At 54.2% G+C, this 238-nt stretch carries 1 protein-coding gene; it reads left to right on the forward strand.

Going from position 1 to position 238, the window contains the following annotated elements:
• On the forward strand, positions 1-238 hold a 238-nt coding region (locus tag Q4563_RS22405), incomplete at both ends, for a hypothetical protein (RefSeq protein ID WP_303606117.1).

Below are 238 nucleotides of genomic sequence, written 5' to 3' on the forward strand. Positions count from 1 at the left end.
GCGCTGGTGCGGGTGCTGGATGATCGGGGTGTGGATGATGACCTGATTGGATACCGTGGTGGTCGCCTGCCGGAAAACTCGCCTCTGGTTGCCGAGGTGCCACTGTATACCACCCTGACCAAACGACTGAAAAACACCCTGGCCGAGTTGGGTTTTGGTGGCAACAGTACGGTGGAGCCGCTGAAATTACAATTGGATATCAACACCTTTGAATATTCCTGTAATGAAGGCGTGGTGG

The sequence above is a fragment of the Gilvimarinus sp. 1_MG-2023 genome (assembly GCF_030548285.1).